Annotated in this window: 15 protein-coding genes; 11 read left to right on the top strand and 4 right to left on the bottom strand. The window is 44.7% G+C overall.

The features are described 5' to 3' along the window. The first annotated feature begins 7 nt into the window (after positions 1 to 7). The 3 genes from sndA (at position 8) to JQX68_RS14790 (ending at position 3675) form a co-directional block, all read left to right on the top strand. Entirely contained in the window at positions 8 to 1258 is a 1251-nt protein-coding gene (gene sndA / locus JQX68_RS14800; RefSeq protein ID WP_069150058.1) for an S-alkyl-N-acetyl-metabolite deacetylase SndA, read from the top strand. Positions 1259 to 1276: 18 nt separating this feature from the next. After that, positions 1277 to 2179 (top strand): sulfite exporter TauE/SafE family protein, encoded by a 903-nt coding sequence (locus JQX68_RS14795; RefSeq protein WP_069150057.1) that lies wholly within the window; start codon positions 1277 to 1279, stop codon positions 2177 to 2179. A gap of 176 nt (positions 2180 to 2355) precedes the next feature. Next, on the top strand, positions 2356 to 3675 hold the full coding sequence (locus tag JQX68_RS14790; RefSeq protein WP_069150055.1) for a CBS domain-containing protein: 1320 nt from the start codon (positions 2356 to 2358) through the stop codon (positions 3673 to 3675). 18 nt (positions 3676 to 3693) lie between these two features. On the opposite strand, the gene JQX68_RS14785 is transcribed toward JQX68_RS14790, so the two are convergent. Continuing rightward, positions 3694 to 3996: a YtpI family protein gene (locus tag JQX68_RS14785; protein WP_014664957.1), complete on the bottom strand. Its 303-nt coding sequence runs from the start codon at positions 3994 to 3996 to the stop codon at positions 3694 to 3696. A 130-nt stretch (positions 3997 to 4126) separates the two neighbouring features. Here JQX68_RS14785 and nrnA point away from each other — a divergent pair, with 130 nt between their 5' ends. Further along, positions 4127 to 5068: a bifunctional oligoribonuclease/PAP phosphatase NrnA gene (nrnA, locus tag JQX68_RS14780; RefSeq protein WP_014664955.1), complete on the top strand. Its 942-nt coding sequence runs from the start codon at positions 4127 to 4129 to the stop codon at positions 5066 to 5068. 17 nt (positions 5069 to 5085) lie between these two features. Here the strand turns inward: nrnA and JQX68_RS14775 are convergent, their stop codons facing one another. The 3 genes from JQX68_RS14775 to ytrH form a co-directional block, all read right to left on the bottom strand. Beyond that, positions 5086 to 5277 carry a YtzJ family protein gene (locus JQX68_RS14775; protein WP_003229407.1) on the bottom strand — a complete coding sequence of 64 codons (192 nt, stop codon included), beginning with the start codon at positions 5275 to 5277 and terminating at the stop codon, positions 5086 to 5088. Positions 5278 to 5379: 102 nt separating this feature from the next. Continuing rightward, a complete protein-coding gene (gene ytrI / locus JQX68_RS14770) occupies positions 5380 to 5883 on the bottom strand; it encodes a sporulation membrane protein YtrI (protein WP_003229408.1) in 504 nt (167 codons plus the stop codon). Next, positions 5880 to 6221: a sporulation membrane protein YtrH gene (gene ytrH / locus JQX68_RS14765; RefSeq protein WP_003229410.1), complete on the bottom strand. Its 342-nt coding sequence runs from the start codon at positions 6219 to 6221 to the stop codon at positions 5880 to 5882. Before ytrH ends, ytrI begins: the two co-directional genes overlap by 4 nt. Before the next feature lie 139 nt (positions 6222 to 6360). Here ytrH and dnaE point away from each other — a divergent pair, with 139 nt between their 5' ends. The 7 genes from dnaE (at position 6361) to JQX68_RS14730 (ending at position 16667) form a co-directional block, all read left to right on the top strand. Beyond that, positions 6361 to 9708: a DNA polymerase III subunit alpha gene (gene dnaE / locus JQX68_RS14760; RefSeq protein WP_172640529.1), complete on the top strand. Its 3348-nt coding sequence runs from the start codon at positions 6361 to 6363 to the stop codon at positions 9706 to 9708. A 137-nt stretch (positions 9709 to 9845) separates the two neighbouring features. Then, positions 9846 to 11078, top strand: coding sequence for an NADP-dependent malic enzyme (gene ystJ / locus JQX68_RS14755; protein ID WP_014664951.1), 1233 nt, complete (start codon positions 9846 to 9848; stop codon positions 11076 to 11078). Between the two features lie 334 nt (positions 11079 to 11412). After that, positions 11413 to 12285, top strand: a complete 873-nt coding sequence (accD, locus tag JQX68_RS14750; protein WP_040082155.1) for an acetyl-CoA carboxylase, carboxyltransferase subunit beta — start codon at positions 11413 to 11415, stop codon at positions 12283 to 12285. After that, the gene (gene accA / locus JQX68_RS14745; protein WP_014664949.1) at positions 12270 to 13247 is read left to right on the top strand and encodes an acetyl-CoA carboxylase carboxyl transferase subunit alpha; all 978 of its coding nucleotides are present in this window, start codon (positions 12270 to 12272) and stop codon (positions 13245 to 13247) included. The genes accD and accA overlap by 16 nt, the downstream gene beginning before the upstream one ends. Positions 13248 to 13430: 183 nt before the next feature. After that, entirely contained in the window at positions 13431 to 14390 is a 960-nt protein-coding gene (gene pfkA / locus JQX68_RS14740) for a 6-phosphofructokinase (RefSeq protein ID WP_003229420.1), read from the top strand. A 42-nt stretch (positions 14391 to 14432) separates the two neighbouring features. Next, positions 14433 to 16190: a pyruvate kinase gene (gene pyk, locus JQX68_RS14735; protein ID WP_014664947.1), complete on the top strand. Its 1758-nt coding sequence runs from the start codon at positions 14433 to 14435 to the stop codon at positions 16188 to 16190. A 93-nt stretch (positions 16191 to 16283) separates the two neighbouring features. Continuing rightward, positions 16284 to 16667 (top strand): FxsA family protein, encoded by a 384-nt coding sequence (locus tag JQX68_RS14730; protein WP_014664946.1) that lies wholly within the window; start codon positions 16284 to 16286, stop codon positions 16665 to 16667. Positions 16668 to 16698: the final 31 nt, after the last annotated feature.

Here is a 16698-nt window from a genome sequence, read left to right as displayed (position 1 = left end):
AGAACATATGTCTTTGGATTATTGGAGAAATATAGAAGGCTCCTATCCTTATCAGACTACAGGAAATGACATCCTGAAGTTTAAAGGGGAGTATAATCCCGTAAATCTCTCAACGCTAGAAAAGCAGCTCATCGGCATTCGCCGGCACTTGCACCAATATCCTGAACTGTCAAAAGAAGAATTTGAAACAACTGCTTTTATAAAAAAATGCCTTAAAGAAAAGGGGATAAAGATTCGCCCTACTGCTCTAAAAACGGGTGTGTTCGCAGATATAGCAGGGGAGTCAGAAGGCCCGGCGATTGCTTTGAGGGCTGATATTGACGCCTTGCCAATTGAAGAAAAAACAGGATTGCCTTATGTGTCTAAACATAAAGGGATCATGCATGCGTGTGGTCATGATTTTCATACGGAAGCGCTTCTTGGTGCGGCCTTTTTATTGAAGGAAAATCAAGACAGTCTGAAAGGGAAAATTCGTTTATTATTTCAGCCGGCAGAGGAAGCAGGTGCCGGCGCTGCAAAAGTGATAGAGGACGGCCAACTGGATGGCATTGATGCAGTTATTGGGCTTCACAATAAACCGGATATCGCGGTTGGGACTGTAGGGTTAAAAACAGGCCCGCTTATGGCTGCTGTTGACCGTTTTAAAGTAGAGATAGAAGGGAAAGGAGCTCATGCAGCATTGCCGCATAATGGTTTTGATCCAATTGTCGGCGCCTCTCAGCTTATTGTCGCCCTGCAAACGATTGTAAGCAGAAATGTAAACCCGCTGCAAAGCGCGATTTTAACGGTAGGGAAAATCAATGGCGGCAGCACTTGGAATGTCATTCCGGATACAGTTTTCATTGAGGGCACTGTTCGTACATTTGATTCAGAGGTTCGTAATCAAGTGAAACAGCGTTTTTTGGCAGTCACAGAGCAGGTTTCTGCCGCTTTCTCGTTAAAGGCAAATGTGAAGTGGCATTCCGGACCGCCGCCGCTTTGTAATGATGAGGCAATAACGGGGCTGGTGCGAGACGCTGCGCATAAAGCGAAACTTCAAGTCATTGATCCCGACCCATCAACCGCGGGGGAAGATTTTGCTTATTATCTTGAGCATATTCCGGGGTCCTTTGCGTTTTTTGGAACAGACGGTGATCATGATTGGCACCATCCTGCATTTACAATTGATGAAACTGCCATTATCAAAGCCTCTTATTTTTTATATGAAAGCGCCAAGAGATTGTTAGATTCGTATGAAGAATCAAAAATATCTGATTGATATAGATGGGGTGTGCTGATGAAGAAATTAATCGTTTTTGCATTTATTGGTTTATTGTCGCAGTTAATAGACGGTTCGTTAGGTATGGCTTATGGGGTTACCTCAACTTCTTTGTTATTGGCGTTCAGCATCACCCCTGCTGTGGCTTCAGCTTCTGTGCATTTAGCGGAAGTCGTAACGACTGCCGCATCGGGAGTGTCGCATATTAAATTTGGCAATGTTGACAAACAAACCGTTTATCAGCTTGTCATTCCCGGCTCTATAGGCGCTTTTTTAGGCGCGGCATTCCTCAGCCAATTACCTGGAGATGTGGCGAAACCCTATATTTCTTTGTTTTTGCTCCTTCTGGGCGGATATGTATTGATCAGGTTTTTATTTCAATATAAGCCGGCTCTTGAGAAGAAGCATGTGCCGTTAAACCGAAAACAATCCATCCCATTGGGAGTGATCGCTGGTTTTGCAGATGCCACAGGCGGAGGCGGCTGGGGGCCGGTGACCACTCCAATTTTATTATCCCGCAAAGGCTTGAGCCCGAGGAAAGTTGTCGGGACTGTAGACACAAGTGAATTTGCCATCGCGGTATCTGCAACTGCCGGTTTTCTTATTTCATTAGGATGGGAGGACGTCAATTGGTTATGGGTGTTTTCACTTATGGCCGGCGGAATTATCGCTGCCCCTATCGCAGCATGGCTGGTGCAGAAGTTTCATCCGCAATTGATGGGTGTGCTTGTAGGAGGATTTATTATTCTTGTAAATGCCAGAACATTAATAAATGAATGGATCGCAAACACAGCTGTTTATCCATTGATCTATACGGCCATAGGGGCGATATGGCTATTCGCAGTTTTCTTTGTTTTATCTAAAATAGGGAATCGAAATATTGTTAAGACAGCGGTTGATGTCCATTTAAAAGAAAAATAAGGGGTTTTTCCGCTTTACGATGTAAAAGGAATCACGAGGTCCTTGCGCTTGACTGGAACGAAATCAACGCTGTAAGAAGCCGGTCGGGCTTCTTTTTTATTTTCCAGCCTCATTGCGTATAAATCCTTTGAAACCTTATAATAAAAACAAGAAGACTGTCCTTAGAGGTGAAAGGCTTGGCAACGAAGCATGAACAAATTTTAACGTATATCGATTCACTGCCTGTCGGCGAAAAAATTTCTGTGCGAAGAATTGCAAAGGAAATGAAAGTAAGCGAAGGAACCGCGTACAGAGCGATCAAGGAAGCAGAAAATAAAGGGTTTGTCAGCACGATTGAACGTGTGGGCACAATCAGAATTGAACAAAAGAAAAAAGAGAACATTGAAAAGCTTACCTATGCAGAGGTTGTAAATGTTATAGACGGACAAGTGCTCGGAGGCCGGGCGGGGCTCCATAAGACATTGAATAAATTCGTCATCGGCGCGATGGAACTGGACGCGATGATGCGTTATACCGCAGCGGGGAATCTTTTGATTGTCGGAAACAGAATCAATGCACACAGGCAGGCGCTTGAAGCGGGCGCGGCCGTATTGGTGACTGGGGGCTTTAACACGGATGAAAGCATTGTACTGCTGGCAGATGAGCTTGAACTGCCGATTTTATCCACGAGCTATGACACCTTTACAGTCGCTGCGATGATTAACAGGGCAATTTATGACCAGCTGATCAAAAAAGAAATTGTTTTGGTGGAGGACATCCTAACACCCGCTGACCGCACGGTATATCTTTCGCCTAAGGATAAACTTGAAAAATGGTATGAGAAAAATTTTGAAACGGGCCACGGCCGCTTCCCGGTTGTCGACGATCAAATGAAAATCCACGGCATTCTGACATCAAAAGATATTGCCGGCCATGACCGAAATGCATCCATAGAAAAAGTCATGACCAAAAATCCCGTTACGGTGATTGGGAAAACATCTGTCGCCTCAGCCGCGCAAATGATGGTATGGGAAGGAATCGAAGTGCTTCCCGTCACTGACGGCCACCAAAAACTGATCGGGATGATCAGCCGCCAAGATGTGTTGAAAGCCCTTCAAATGATTCAAAAGCAGCCGCAGGTCGGGGAGAAGCTTGATGATATCGTTTCAAGAGGTTTTAAAGACGAGGGTGATGATAAAGAGGATCAAACGGTTTACGAGTATGAAGTCACGCCGCAAATGACAAATCAGCTTGGAACCATTTCATATGGTGTATTTACAACCATATTGACGCAGGCGGCAAACCGATTTTTGCGCTCGAAAAAACGCGGCGAACTCGTAATCGAGAGCATCACCATTTTCTTTTTGAAGCCTGTGCAGATGGAATCGGTCATCGAAGTCAAACCGCGTATCTTGGAGGCCGGCAGAAAGTTCGGGAAAATGGAAGTGGAAGTGCACAGCCAAGGCCATATCGTGTCGAAAGCGATGCTGATGGTTCAGCTGATGGAAAGAAGCTAAGGGACGTTCAGGCGCCCCTTACGCGTGATCTCTTTCAGCTTCTTTGGCGTGAAGGGGATTGTAATGCCTGTAGGCTTTATAACCTGCCCAAGCGCTTCCTGCTCCTATGACGATAAAGATACCGCCGATTACTAACGTTAATACTGAATGGAATAATATCATTTGGTTGAGCCCGTAGAACAGGACTAGTGACCCTAAGGCCATGCTTGATTTTGCTGAATAGATTTCCTTTGCCAAAGATGGCTTTGCCCGTACGCCTTTTACTTTATAGTACACATAAAAGCAGGCTGAAAGCCCAATCAAAAAAACAAGAACCAGCATAAATGAAATCCTCCATCGTAAAAGTTTACAAACCCATTCTATACAAAAACGGGCTTGGTTTTGACGTTATTTTTCTTTTCCGTCGGCAGAGAATGTGATTTAATGAATAAAAACAATAAAGGAGAATCAAATGAAAACAGAACTGATCAGAACCATATCATTATATGACACGATTATCTTACATAGACATGTGCGTCCTGATCCGGATGCCTACGGATCACAGTGCGGGCTTACGGAAATCCTGCGTGAAACATATCCTGAAAAAAATATTTTTGCGGTTGGCACGCCTGAACCGTCCCTTTCCTTCTTATATTCCCTTGATGAGGTGGACAATGAAACATATGAAGGCGCACTTGTCATTGTCTGCGATACGGCAAATCAGGAAAGAATCGACGATCAGCGTTATCCTTCAGGCGCCAAACTAATGAAAATCGACCACCATCCGAACGAAGATCCATACGGTGACCTTCTTTGGGTCGATACAAGCGCCAGCTCAGTAAGTGAAATGATTTACGAGCTGTATTTAGAAGGAAAAGAGCACGGCTGGAAGCTGAATACGAAAGCGGCAGAGCTGATCTATGCCGGCATTGTCGGAGATACCGGACGCTTTTTATTTCCGAATACCACGGAAAAAACATTAAAATATGCAGGCGAGCTCATTCAGTATCCATTCTCTTCCTCAGAGTTGTTTAATCAATTGTATGAAACAAAACTGAATGTGGTGAAGCTTAACGGCTTTATCTTTCAAAATGTGTCTTTGTCCGAAAATGGCGCCGCTTCTGTTTTCATCAAAAAGGATACGCTTGAAAAATTCGGCACAACGGCTTCTGAAGCGTCGCAGCTTGTCGGGACGCTTGGCAATATCTCAGGTATCCGAGCTTGGGTGTTTTTCGTAGAAGAAGACGATCAAATCAGAGTCAGATTCCGTTCGAAGGGGCCTGTCATTAACGGACTTGCCCGCAAATATAACGGCGGAGGGCATCCGTTTGCTGCCGGCGCCTCTATTTACAGCTGGGATGAAGCCGATCGGATTTTAGCTGATCTGGAAACATTATGTAAAGAACACGAGTAGAGGGGAGACCCTCTCTCTTAGTGTTCATCTGTGACGGGGATGAACCAGCAGCCGAAATCAGTAAGGTCCTCGTAGACTTGGAGATTGTGAGATTGAAGTTCTTTTTTAATGAGGGAAGCGAGTGAGTTTGTTTCGGCATATGCAGAAAAACCTTGTCTGAGACGGGCTGCTTGATCTTTTGCTAACTGACGGTCACTGTAAACCTCCATTTCCCTTTCCTCCTTCCTTTCGCCATGAAGCCTCACATATAGTTTATAAAAAAGAATGGGAAAAAGCGACAGAAGTTTGGAGAATTTAAAAAAAATCCATAATTATGTGGCGAATGATATTTCAAGTTCTACTGTCAGCCTCGTATAAATAATCAATTCTCTGACGGTTGCCTCGTATTTTTTTTCATTGATCATATAGACTTTATTTTCAATTGTCCGTTTCAAAAGATCCTTTGTTTGATAGACGCTTTCTATGTCTTTGGTAATGACCTCTGAAATATCATCCTTTACATGCTCCTCGAATTTCGTTTTATCCGGCTGCGATATTTTATATTTATCCCCATTCAGCAACTTAACGCTGACGCTTTGAATCAGCAGTTTTCTTTTATTATCTTCATTCAGTTTATGGAGGTCTTCCTGATAGATCGAAATTTGATTGTTCAAGTCTTTTACATGCTCTTTTTGTTTTTCGATGAGGCTGACCTGCTCCTCTTGAAATGTTCCGTAAGTAAACAGGAAAAAGAACCAGCTGATTACGGCTCCGCACATCATTCCCGCGAAAAAGCGCTGCCATCCCGGTTTTTTGTAATGCTGTGGGACCCTCATGAAGAAAGATGCTCCTGGGTCAGCCATGATATAATAAGCCAGCCGCTTTGCGCGCCTCCCATGGCTGAAATAATCAAAAGAAGCTGCTTAAAGATATCTCTCGTATTGCCTTCGAGTATGCCGCGTTCAAAGCTGTATACCGCATCAAAGGTGCCTCCGATAGCTGCGACAAGCGCCCAAATTTTTAACCGGTTCGCAAGCTTTGTAATGGCTGTAAGCGGGGGTTCGCCCGCCAAATATGCTCCGAGCCCTCCGATGAGTGCGCCCCCGATCAGCACCCCTAACGCAATGAAGTAGCTATTGATAAAATTCACCATAAATCCTGCTTCCTGATCCATCTTTATCACCTCACCTTTTATATCATATTGAGCTTTCAGGACAAGTATGATGATGAGTCAAAAAAGAACATTTGTTTCTTTTGGAAACGGGCCTTATAATGAAGAAAGAAATGGATCGTAATGAGAAAGAGGTGATAGCATGTCTTTTGTTCACCTGCAAGTACATAGCGGGTACAGCCTGCTAAACAGCGCCGCGGCTGTGGAAGAGCTCGTCAGTGAAGCTGACAGGCTCGGATATGCGTCTTTGGCGCTGACAGATGATCATGTCATGTACGGAGCTATTCAATTTTATAAAGCTTGCAAGGCGAGAGGGATTAACCCGATAATCGGTTTGACGGCTTCTGTTTTTACAGATGACAGCGAGCTCGAAGCCTACCCGCTCGTCCTGCTGGCAAAATCAAATACAGGCTATCAAAACCTGCTGAAAATCAGCAGCGTTCTGCAATCTAAATCAAAAGGCGGGCTGAAGCCGAAATGGCTTCACAGTTATCGAGAAGGCATTATCGCAATAACGCCCGGCGAAAAAGGATATATTGAGACGCTTCTTGAAGGAGGCCTGTTCGAACAGGCCGCTCAAGCTTCGCTGGAGTTTCAGTCTATATTCGGAAAGGGAGCCTTTTATTTCTCCTATCAGCCTTTTAAAGGGAATCAAATTTTGTCTGAACAGATTCTAAAGCTGTCAGAAGAAACGGGTATCCCTGTTACGGCCACAGGCGACGTGCACTACATAAGGAAGGAAGATAAGGCTGCCTACCGTTGTCTGAAAGCGATTAAAGCGGGGGAAAAGCTGACGGATGCACCTGCTGAAGTTCTGCCTGATCTCGATTTGAAACCAATTGAAGAAATGCAAAACATTTATCGAGAGCATCCAGAGGCATTGCAAGCTTCTGTGGAGATCGCGGAACAATGCCGAGTTGACGTCAGCCTCGGGCAGACTCGTCTGCCGTCTTTTCCGACCCCAGACGGAACGCCCGCTGATGATTATTTAACGGGTATCTGTATGGAGGGACTCCGCAGCCGTTTCGGCACGCCTGATGAACGATACCTTCGCCGACTTCAATATGAGCTTGATGTCATCAAGCGGATGAAGTTCAGCGATTACTTTCTGATCGTGTGGGATTTTATGAAGCACGCCCATGAAAAAGGGATTGTTACAGGGCCTGGACGGGGTTCTGCGGCTGGCTCTCTTGTGGCATATGTGCTGTATATCACAGATGTTGACCCGATTAAGCATCACCTTCTGTTCGAGAGATTTTTAAATCCTGAACGCATTAGCATGCCGGATATTGATATTGATTTTCCCGATACAAGAAGGGATGAAGTCATTCAATATGTTCAGCAGAAATACGGTGCGATGCACGTCGCACAGATTATCACCTTTGGAACACTTGCGGCAAAGGCGGCGCTTCGGGACGTCGGCAGAGTATTTGGCGTCAGCCCGAAGGAGGCAGATCAGCTTGCAAAACTTATTCCTTCAAGACCGGGCATGACGCTGGATGAAGCGAGACAGCAGTCCCTGCAGCTGGATAAGCGGCTTCGGGAGTCAAGCCTGCTTCAGCAAGTCTATACAATTGCCCGAAAAATAGAAGGGCTGCCAAGGCATGCATCCACCCACGCAGCAGGCGTTGTCCTGAGTGAAGAACCATTAACAGATGTTGTTCCGCTTCAGGAAGGGCATGAAGGGATCTATTTAACGCAATATGCGATGGATCATCTTGAAGACTTGGGCCTTTTAAAAATGGATTTCTTAGGCTTGAGGAATCTGACGCTGATTGAATCCATCACTTCAATGATTGAAAAAGAAGAAAACATCAAAATAGATCTTTCAAGTATTTCCTACAGCGATGATAAAACGTTCTCCTTGCTGTCCAAAGGGGATACGACAGGGATTTTCCAGCTCGAATCTGCAGGGATGAGAAGTGTCCTGAAGCGGCTAAAACCTTCAGGCCTCGAGGATATTGTGGCGGTCAATGCGCTGTACCGGCCCGGTCCGATGGAAAATATTCCGTTATTTATTGACCGTAAACACGGCCGGGCGCCTGTCCATTATCCTCATGAGGATTTAAGGAGCATTTTGGAAGATACATATGGCGTTATAGTGTATCAGGAACAAATTATGATGATTGCTTCCCGCATGGCGGGGTTTTCTTTAGGCGAAGCAGACCTATTGAGAAGGGCGGTCAGCAAAAAGAAAAAAGAAATCTTAGACAGAGAGCGAAGCCATTTTGTTGAAGGGTGCTTAAAAAAGGAGTATTCTGTAGACACTGCAAATGAAGTCTACGATTTAATCGTCAAATTCGCAAACTATGGCTTTAACCGAAGCCATGCGGTGGCATACAGCATGATCGGGTGCCAGCTTGCGTATTTGAAAGCTCATTATCCGTTATATTTTATGTGCGGATTGCTGACAAGCGTCATTGGCAATGAGGATAAAATTTCTCAATATCTTTACGAAGCAAAGGGGAGCGGGATTCGTATCCTTCCTCCGTCAGTGAATAAAAGCAGTTTTCCGTTTACAGTTGAAGACGGATCTGTCAGGTACAGCCTCCGCGCGATAAAAAGTGTAGGCGTCTCAGCAGTCAAAGATATATATAAAGCAAGGAAAGAGAAACCATTTGAAGATCTTTTCGATTTCTGCTTTCGCGTGCCGTCAAAAAGCGTAAATCGCAAAGTGCTTGAAGCACTTATTTTTTCTGGTGCGATGGACGAATTCGGCCAAAACCGGGCCACGCTGCTCGCATCCATTGATGTTGCTTTGGAACATGCTGAGCTATTCGCCGCGGACGATGACCAAATGGGATTGTTTTTAGAGGAATCGTTTTCAATTAAGCCGAAGTATGTGGAAACGGAAGAGCTTCCGCTAGTGGATTTACTTGCATTTGAAAAGGAAACGCTCGGCATTTATTTTTCAAATCATCCGCTCTCCGCCTTCCGAAAACAGCTCGCTGCGCACGGAGCAGTCTCCATTCTGCAGGCTCAGCGGACAGTCAAAAGGCAGCTTTCGCTAGGCGTTTTGCTGTCGAAAATCAAAACGATTCGGACGAAAACAGGTCAAAACATGGCGTTTTTAACGCTCAGTGATGAAACCGGCGAGATGGAAGCCGTAGTCTTCCCTGAACAATTCAGACAGCTTTCACCCGTTTTAAGAGAAGGCGCTCTTTTGTTCACAGCGGGGAAATGCGAAGTAAGACAAGATAAGATCCAATTCATCATGTCCCGGGCAGAATTATTAGAAAATATGGATGCAGAAAAAGCGCCATCGGTTTATATAAAAATAGAAAGCAGTCAGCACAGCCAGGAGATCCTGGCGAAGATTAAGCGCATTTTGCTGGAGCATAAAGGGGAAACAGGCGTTTATCTCTATTATGAAAGGCAGAAACAGACGATTAAGCTTCCTGAGTCGTTTCATATCAATGCGGATCACCAGGTGTTATATCGCTTAAAAGAGCTGTTGGGTCAAAAAAACGTCGTTTTAAAACAGTGGTAACGAGTCACTTTTTGTTATACAATTGGAGCAATTATGTGATCCTGTTTAAATATTCAGATAGATTTTACTCCGCAGAATGCAGCAAACAACGCAGCAGCATACGAATCAAAAAATATCCATAAGGAGTGTTTAAGAGAATGTCATTAAGAGAAGAAGCATTACACCTGCATAAAGTCAACCAGGGGAAACTGGAGTCTAAATCAAAAGTAGAGGTCAGAAACGCGAAAGATTTAAGCCTCGCGTATTCTCCGGGTGTTGCAGAACCGTGTAAGGATATTCATGAAGACATTAACAAAGTATATGATTATACAATGAAGGGGAACATGGTAGCAGTTGTAACTGACGGTACAGCTGTGCTTGGCCTTGGAAACATCGGCCCTGAAGCCGCGCTTCCTGTTATGGAAGGAAAAGCCGTTCTATTCAAAAGCTTTGCGGGCGTAGATGCGTTTCCGATTGCTTTAAACACAAACGATGTTGATAAAATCGTAGAAACTGTTAAATTGCTTGAGCCGACATTTGGCGGCGTCAACCTTGAAGACATTGCAGCGCCAAACTGCTTTATCATTGAAGAGCGCCTCAAAAAAGAAACAAACATCCCTGTTTTCCATGATGATCAGCACGGTACAGCCATTGTAACGGTAGCAGGTCTTGTAAACGCGCTGAAACTGTCTGGAAAATCAATGTCATCCATTAAGGTTGTCGCAAACGGCGCGGGTGCGGCCGGCATTGCGATTATCAAGCTTCTTCACCATTACGGCGTTCGTGACATTGTGATGTGCGATTCTAAAGGGGCCATTTATGAAGGGCGCCCGAACGGCATGAACGATGTCAAAAACGAAGTGGCGAAATTCACGAACCAAGACCGCAAAGACGGTTCTCTGAAAGATGTCATCGTTGATGCTGACGTATTTATCGGTGTTTCTGTAGCGGGTGCGTTAACAAAAGAAATGGTTCAAAGCATGGCAAAAGATCCGATTATCTTTGCAATGGCAAATCCTAATCCGGAAATCATGCCGGAAGATGCGCGTGAAGCCGGCGCAAGCGTTATCGGAACAGGACGTTCTGACTTCCCGAACCAAGTAAACAATGTCCTTGCATTCCCTGGTATTTTCCGCGGAGCGCTTGACGTGCGTGCCACTCACATTAACGAAGAAATGAAAATCGCAGCGGTTGAAGCCATTGCTTCACTGGTTTCAGAAGATGAGCTTAGCGCAGACTATGTCATCCCTGCACCGTTTGATAAACGTGTTGCGCCTGCTGTTGCGAAGGCTGTGGCAAAAGCTGCGATGGAAACAGGTGTTGCAAGAATCACTGTTGACCCTGAGGAAGTCGCAGAAAAAACAAGAAAACTTACGATTATTGGCGAATAATTTTAATTCGTTCCAAAAATGGCAGCGCGTTGGCGGAGACCAGCGCGCTGTTCTCAAGTTAAACTGTCGGCTGAAATTTTTTTAGGGGGTTGGCCTTAAAAAAATTTCAGCCGGGTTTAACATTATTTTTGAATACGCTGTCAACCTTGTCATTTCAACACCTTATCTGATTTCATCCCAGCCTTTCCGAGCACGTCATCGAATAAAAAGTTGTCGAATTGAGGATGACAGCGTTTGACAAAAAAAGTACAATAGTTTCGGTAAAGTTATTAGCAAGTCTATCTGTTTGATGACATGCGGTGAAGAGAACCCTTCACAAAAGGGAGGTAATCATTTGTTAAAGGATATATTCACGAAAAAGAAAAAGTATGCTTCCGTACCATCTGATCAAGCGAAGCACGATGTTCCGGAAGGCATTATGACAAAATGTCCTAAGTGTAAAAAAATCATGCTCACTAAAGAGTTGGATAAAAATATGCGGGTATGCATGAACTGCGATTATCATTTCCCAATGAACGCAAAACAGCGTATCGAAAGCTTGATGGATGAACAATCCTTTGAGGAATTCAACCAGGGAATGCTGTCGGAAAATCCGCTTGGTTTCCCGGGATATCTGGAAAAGCTTGAAAAAGATCGCGAGAAAACATCCTTAAACGAGGCTGTTGTGACAGGTAAGGGCACCATCGGAGGACACCCTGCTGTTGTCGCCGTCATGGATTCTTCATTCAGAATGGGCAGCATGGGTTCAGTCGTCGGTGAAAAAATCACACTTGCGATTGAAAAAGCAAAAGCTGATAAAGTTCCGTTTATTATTTTTACGGCTTCAGGCGGCGCTAGAATGCAGGAAGGCATATTAAGTTTGATGCAGATGGCTAAGACAAGCTCTGCGTTAAAACTGTTCAGCGATGAACAGGGTCTTATCATTTCTGTGATGACGCATCCGACTACTGGAGGCGTATCAGCAAGCTTTGCATCTCTTGGCGATTACAATTTCGCTGAGCCTGGCGCGCTGATCGGTTTTGCCGGAAGACGGATTATTGAACAGACAATAGGAGAAAAACTGCCTGAGGACTTTCAAACGGCTGAATTTTTATTAAAACATGGACAGCTTGATGCGGTTATTCATCGTGACGATATGAAAAAAACGTTAGAAAATCTGCTGGATATGCATCAAACAGGAGGTGACATTGAGTGGCTCCAAGATTAGAATTTGAAAAACCGGTGATCGAACTGCAAAACAAAATCACCGAACTAAAAAAATTCACCCAAGATTCCGATATGGATCTAAGTGCGGAAATTGAACGGCTGGAAGACCGTCTCGCTAAGCTTCAGGATGATATTTACAAAAATCTGAAACCATGGGACCGGGTCCAAATCGCACGTCTGGCTGACCGTCCGACAACGCTTGATTATATCGAACACCTGTTTACTGACTTTTTTGAATGTCATGGAGACAGAGCATACGGTGACGATGAAGCCATTGTCGGCGGGATTGCGAAGTTCCACGGCCTTCCTGTAACGGTAATCGGGCATCAGCGCGGGAAAGATACGAAGGAGAACCTTGTCCGCAATTTTGGGATGCCGCATCCTGAAGGCTACAGAAAAGCGCTGCGTCTGATGAAACAGGCTGACAAATTTAATAGACCGATTATCTGTTTTATTGATACGAAGGGGGCATACCCTGGACGAGCAGCGGAAGAAAGAGGACAAAGCGAAGCCATTGCCAAAAACCTATTTGAGATGGCCGGCCTCCGAGTACCTGTTATCTGCATCGTCATTGGTGAAGGCGGAAGCGGCGGAGCCCTTGGTCTGGGTGTAGGCAACCACTTGCATATGCTGGAAAACTCTACTTATTCTGTTATTTCTCCAGAAGGTGCCGCGGCACTTTTATGGAAGGACTCCAGTCTTGCTAAAAAAGCAGCAGAAACCATGAAAATCACTGCGCCGGATTTAAAAGAATTAGGTATTATAGATCATATGATTAAAGAAGTAAAAGGCGGAGCGCATCACGATGTAAAGCTGCAGGCAAGTTATATGGACGAAACCCTTAAACAATCGTTAAAAACTTTGTTGAAGCTGAGCGAAGAAGAATTAATTCAGCAGCGCTATGAAAAATATAAAGCGATTGGCAAAGTCTCGGTTGAAGATCAATATATCGGGGTAAACTAAATAAACGTGAAGCCTTTGGCTCACGTTTATTTTTTGTGACATTCCTTAAATTTTATTTAAAAACGATTTATTTAATTGTATAATAGGTAAGGTTTCATAGGGAGGATGGAGATCCCTTTTCATTGTTTTTAGGGCAATGATCATGTTATGTTTAATCATATATGTTGCTGAGGTGAATGGAGAATGAAACGTATAGGGGTATTAACGAGCGGCGGGGATTCCCCGGGAATGAACGCAGCAGTTCGCGCAGTAGTCAGAAAAGCGATTTATCATGACGTTGAAGTTTACGGTATTTACAACGGATACGCGGGATTAATCAGCGGAAAGATTGAAAAGCTTGAACTCGGATCAGTAGGCGATATTATACATCGCGGAGGCACAAAGCTTTATACGGCAAGATGTCCTGAATTCAAAACAGTTGAAGGCCGTGAAAAAGGGATAGCAAACTTGAAGAAGCTTGGTATTGAAGGCCTTGTTGTTATTGGCGGAGACGGTTCCTATATGGGTGCGAAAAAATTAACGGAACACGGGTTTCCATGTGTAGGTGTACCGGGTACAATTGATAATGACATTCCGGGCACGGATTTTACCATCGGTTTCGATACAGCTTTAAATACAGTAATTGACGCAATTGATAAGATTCGAGATACAGCGACTTCTCATGAACGTACATATGTGATCGAAGTAATGGGCCGTCATGCCGGCGATATCGCATTGTGGGCCGGTCTTGCAGGGGGCGCGGAATCGATCTTAATCCCTGAGGCAGACTATGACATGCACGAAATCATTGCCCGCTTAAAACGCGGCCACGAACGCGGCAAGAAGCACAGCATTATCATTGTTGCCGAAGGTGTAGGCAGCGGGGTTGAATTCGGGAAACGCATTGAAGAAGAAACAAATCTTGAAACTAGGGTATCTGTATTGGGCCATATCCAGCGCGGAGGTTCTCCGAGTGCTGCTGACCGTGTGTTGGCAAGCCGTCTCGGCGCATATGCAGTTGAACTGCTGCTTGAAGGAAAAGGCGGACGCTGTGTAGGTATACAAAACAATAAGCTTGTAGACCATGATATTATAGAAATATTGGAGACAAAACACACAGTTGAGCAAAACATGTATCAGCTTTCAAAAGAACTGTCTATCTAATATGCAGCTGAAGGCTGAAGATTTCAGAAGGAAGTGAACCAAATGAGAAAAACGAAAATTGTTTGTACCATCGGTCCAGCAAGTGAAAGTATTGAAATGCTTACGAAATTAATGGAGTCAGGAATGAACGTGGCTCGATTAAACTTTTCTCACGGAGATTTTGAGGAGCACGGTGCAAGAATTAAAAATATCCGTGAAGCAAGCAAAAAACTTGGCAAGAACGTTGGAATTCTGCTTGATACAAAAGGTCCTGAGATCCGCACACATACAATGGAAAATGGCGGCATTGAGCTTGAAACAGGCAAAGAGCTTATCATTTCAATGGACGAGGTTGTAGGAACAACAGATAAAATTTCAGTGACATATGAAGGTTTAGTCGATGACGTTGCACAAGGTTCAACGATTCTGTTAGATGACGGCCTTATCGGTCTTGAGGTACTTGATGTAGATGCCGCTAAACGCGAAATCAAAACAAAAGTATTAAACAACGGAACACTGAAAAATAAAAAAGGTGTTAACGTACCGGGCGTAAGTGTCAATCTTCCGGGTATTACTGAGAAGGATGCGCGAGACATCATTTTTGGTATTGAGCAAGGAGTAGACTTCATCGCGCCATCTTTCATTCGACGTTCCACGGACGTGCTTGAAATCCGTGAGCTTCTTGAAGAGCACAACGCTCAGGATATTCAAATCATCCCTAAAATCGAAAACCAAGAGGGCGTTGACAACATCGATGCGATTCTCGAAGTGTCTGACGGCTTAATGGTTGCGCGCGGAGACTTAGGCGTGGAAATTCCAGCTGAAGAAGTGCCGCTTGTGCAAAAAGAACTGATCAAAAAATGCAACGCGTTGGGCAAACCTGTTATCACAGCGACACAAATGCTTGACAGCATGCAGCGCAACCCGCGTCCGACTCGTGCGGAAGCAAGTGACGTTGCAAACGCGATCTTCGACGGCACAGATGCGATCATGCTTTCTGGTGAAACAGCTGCCGGAAGCTATCCGGTTGAAGCCGTTCAAACCATGCATAACATCGCGTCCCGTTCTGAAGAAGCTTTGAATTATAAAGAAATTCTCTCAAAACGCAGAGACCAAGTAGGCATGACAATTACAGACGCAATTGGACAATCTGTCGCGCATACGGCGATTAACCTGAGCGCTGCTGCGATCGTAACGCCGACAGAAAGCGGCCATACAGCACGCATGATTGCAAAATACCGTCCGCAGGCACCGATTGTTGCGGTTACTGTAAATGACTCTATTTCCAGAAAGCTTGCCCTCGTATCTGGCGTATTCGCGGAAAGCGGCCAAAATGCAAGCTCAACAGATGAGATGCTTGAGGATGCTGTCCAAAAATCATTGAACAGCGGAATTGTAAAACACGGTGACCTTATCGTCATTACGGCAGGTTCTGTCGGTGAGTCTGGCACTACAAACCTAATGAAAGTTTATACTGTCGGCGATATCATCGCTAAAGGCCAAGGCATTGGACGCAAATCAGCTTACGGTACGGTTGTCGTTGCTCAAAATGCAAAAGAAGCTGAGCAAAAAATGACTGACGGTGCGGTACTTGTTACCAAAAGCACTGACCGTGATATGATTGCATCTCTTGAAAAAGCGTCTGCTCTTATTACAGAAGAAGGCGGCTTGACAAGCCATGCTGCGGTAGTCGGATTGAGCCTCGGCATTCCGGTTATCGTTGGTCTTGAAAATGCGACATCTATTTTGACAGAAGGACAGGATATTACCGTTGACGCTTCCAGAGGCGCAGTCTACCAAGGCCGTGCGAGCGTTCTTTAATCACAGGTGAAAACGGAAGGGGAATCCCTTCCTTTTCTCTTTATCTTGCCTTATGTTGAACAGAGGCGTGTTACACGTGTGGGGGGCTTGGATATGAGATTTTTATTTTTGCTTTTTATTGTGTTTCCGGCAATAGAAATCGGCATATTCCTCTTTTCAGGCAAGCTGATTGGCATTTTGCCGACAGTTCTTTTAATGATTCTGACAGGCATTATCGGAGCAGCAGCTGCAAAAAAACAAGGAACCGAAGTGTATTATAAGGTTCAGCGTGATCTTCAATATGGCAAAATGCCGGGAGAAGCGATTGCTGACGGCCTATGCATTTTCATTGGCGGCCTATTGTTGATGCTTCCGGGCTTTTTATCAGATTTGGCCGGCGCCTGTCTTCTTATCCCGTTTACCCGCGGCTGGTGTAAGCCAATTCTGTTCAAATGGCTGAGAGGAATGTCAAAGAATAAGCGGATCATCATCAAATAAAAACGGCAGCCATGTAACATGGGCTGCTGTT

Origin of the sequence: Bacillus sp. LJBS06 (genome assembly GCF_016924995.1) — a bacterium.
GTDB lineage: Bacteria > Bacillota > Bacilli > Bacillales > Bacillaceae > Bacillus > Bacillus stercoris.
The sequence above is the reverse complement of the archived record's forward strand: the minus strand, read 5'-3'. Positions and strand labels throughout refer to the sequence as shown.